This window comes from Dyella sp. 05T440, from assembly GCF_056395965.1.
Map to the genome: position 1 here is coordinate 1 of NZ_JBFTKN010000029.1, position 2,512 is coordinate 2,512.

Here is a 2,512-nt window from a genome sequence, read left to right on the forward strand (position 1 = left end):
TGTTGCTGCGCGTTGAAAATTGACCAGCAAAACGGGGTTCTGCTCACTGAAAATTGACCAGGGTGTTCTTCACTAGCCTGCGGGTTCCGACCCAGCAGGAAGACGAGGTGCATACCATGGCGATGTACGCGAAGGTGCGGCGAATGCGGTTTCGGGATGGCCTGTCGATCAGCGAGATCGCACGGCGGACTAGCCTGACGAGAAACACCGTCAAGAAGTGGCTGGCCGAGCCGGCTCGCAATGAGATGAAGTACGAGCGGCCTGCCGGGCCGCGCAAGCTCGACACTCATGTCGAGTGGTTGCGGCAAGCGTTGGAGACGGATGCGCGCCGGCCGCGCAGTGACCGGCGTACCGCGCTTCGATTGCATACCCAGTTGCAGGAGCAGGGTTTCACCGGCAGCTACAGCCGGGTGACCGAATTCCTGCGTCGGTGGAAGGCAGAAGCCGGCGCGGTCACCGCCCGATCGGCGTATGTGCCGCTGTGTTTCGATTGGGGCGAAGCCTTCCAGTTTGACTGGAGCGAGGAAGGCCTGCTGATTGGCGGTATCTGGCGCAAGATCCAGCTGGCGCACATGAAGCTATGCGCCAGCCGGGCTTTCTGGCTGGTGGCGTATCCGAGCCAAGGTCACGAGATGCTGTTCGATGCCCATGCTCGCTGCCTGACGGGGCTTGGCGGCGTGGCCCGTCGCGGTATCTACGACAACATGAAAACGGCAGTGGATCGCGTGCCGGGCCGGGGCAAGGCGCGCATCGTCAATGCCCGGTTTGCAGCGATGACGGCGCACTACCTCTTCGATCCTGATTTCTGCAATGTTGCCTCGGGCTGGGAGAAGGGCCGCGTCGAGAAGAATGTACAGGACACGCGACGGCGCATCTGGCAGGTCGCCACCGATCAGCGATTTGCCAGCTTCAGCGAATTGAATGTGTGGTTGGCAGCGCAGTGCATGGAGGCTCGCAAAGCACCGCATCCCGAGTTTTCCGGCATGAGTATTCAGGAAGCCTGGGAGTACGAGCAGGCGCAGCTGATGCCAGTGCCGACGCCCTTTGACGGCTACGTCGAATCGCCAGCGCGCGTGTCGAGCACCAGCTTGGTCTCGATCGCGCGCAATCGATACTCGGTGCCTTGCGCGCTAGCCGGGCATCGCGTCAGCGTGCGGCTGTATCCAGAGCGCGTTGTGATCGTTGCCGATCAGCAGATCGTGGCCCAGCATGTGCGCGCCAGTGATCGCGATCATGTGGTTTACGACTGGCAGCACTATGTCCCGCTGATCGAGCGCAAGCCGGGCGCGCTGCGGAACGGTGCGCCCTTCGCCGACTTGCCGGCGCCGCTGCTGCGACTCAGCCGCGCGCTGCTGCGTCGCGATGGCGGCGATCGGGTGATGGCGAAGGTGCTATCGGCCGTGCCGGTTTTCGGTCTGGAAGCGGTACTAATCGCCGTCGATCTGGTGCTTGAATCCGGGCGACCGAGTGCCGAGCATGTGCTCAATGTCCTCGCACGATTGCACGAGGGGCCACGTCCCGAATCGGTCGATACTGCCCTGACGGTCACGACCGCGCCGATTGCCGACACGCGTCGCTACGACTCGCTGCGCGAGGAGATCGGCCATGACTGATCTGATCGCAAACCTCAAAGCGCTGCGCCTGTACGGCATGGCCAGCTGCTACGCCGACTGGGTCGAACAAGGCAGCACGGGCGGCCTGACCACGTACGAATCGCTGCTGACTCATCTGGTGCAGGCCGAATCGACCGACCGGGCCCTGCGTTCGATCCGCTACCAGATGCATAGTGCACGCTTCCCGATCCATCGCGACCTGGCCGGATTCGATTTCGATCAATCAAAGGTCGATCGTCGGCAGATCACCACCTTTGCCACCACCGCCTTCACCGAGAAGGCCGAAAACATCGTGCTGATTGGCGGTACCGGTACGGGTAAGACGCATCTGGCCACGGCGCTAGGCATCGAGGCCATCGCCCGGCATGGCAAGCGCGTGCGCTTCTACTCGACGGTGGAGCTGGTCAACACGCTGGAACAAGAGAAGGCGGCCGGCAAAGCCGGCCGGCTGGCCCATCAGCTGATGCATCTCGACCTCGTCATTCTTGACGAGCTGGGCTATCTGCCGTTTTCACAAGCCGGTGGCGCGCTGCTGTTTCATTTGCTCTCGAAGCTCTACGAGCACACCAGCGTGATCATCACGACCAACCTGGTCTTCGCCGAGTGGAGCAACGTTTTTATCGACCCGAAGCTAACCACCGCGCTGCTCGACCGGCTCACGCATCACTGCCACATCGTCGAGACGGGCAACGAGTCCTATCGCTTCCGGCACAGCAGCAGCACTGCCAAAGCCAGAATCAAATCCCGTGAACAGGCCAAGACTCAAGACCAGGAGGCCATCGACGAATTGAGCTGACAATCGATACGATTAGGCAACGCCGGGGGCTGCCGCCCTCGGCTTCCACCCCTGGTCAATTTTCAATGAGCAGAGATGGTCAGTTTTCAACGAGCGCCAACAT

At 61.7% G+C, this 2,512-nt stretch carries 2 protein-coding genes; both read left to right on the forward strand.

Going from position 1 to position 2,512, the window contains the following annotated elements; all coding sequences use genetic code 11:
• Positions 1 to 116: 116 nt before the first annotated feature.
• Entirely contained in the window at positions 117 to 1,613 is a 1,497-nt protein-coding gene (gene istA, locus AC1DE1_RS20770; RefSeq protein WP_477179339.1) for an IS21 family transposase, read from the forward strand.
• The gene (gene istB / locus AC1DE1_RS20775) at positions 1,606 to 2,409 is read left to right on the forward strand and encodes an IS21-like element helper ATPase IstB (protein WP_477179340.1); all 804 of its coding nucleotides are present in this window, start codon (positions 1,606 to 1,608) and stop codon (positions 2,407 to 2,409) included. The genes istA and istB overlap by 8 nt, the downstream gene beginning before the upstream one ends.
• The last annotated feature ends 103 nt before the right edge of the window (positions 2,410 to 2,512 follow it).

Bases quoted from the DNA above. Each gene is read 5' to 3' on its own strand.
- istA (WP_477179339.1), top strand. From the start codon at position 117: ATGGCGATGTACGCGAAGGTGCGGCGAATGCGGTTTCGGGATGGCCTG.
- istB (WP_477179340.1), top strand. From the start codon at position 1,606: ATGACTGATCTGATCGCAAACCTCAAAGCGCTGCGCCTGTACGGCATG.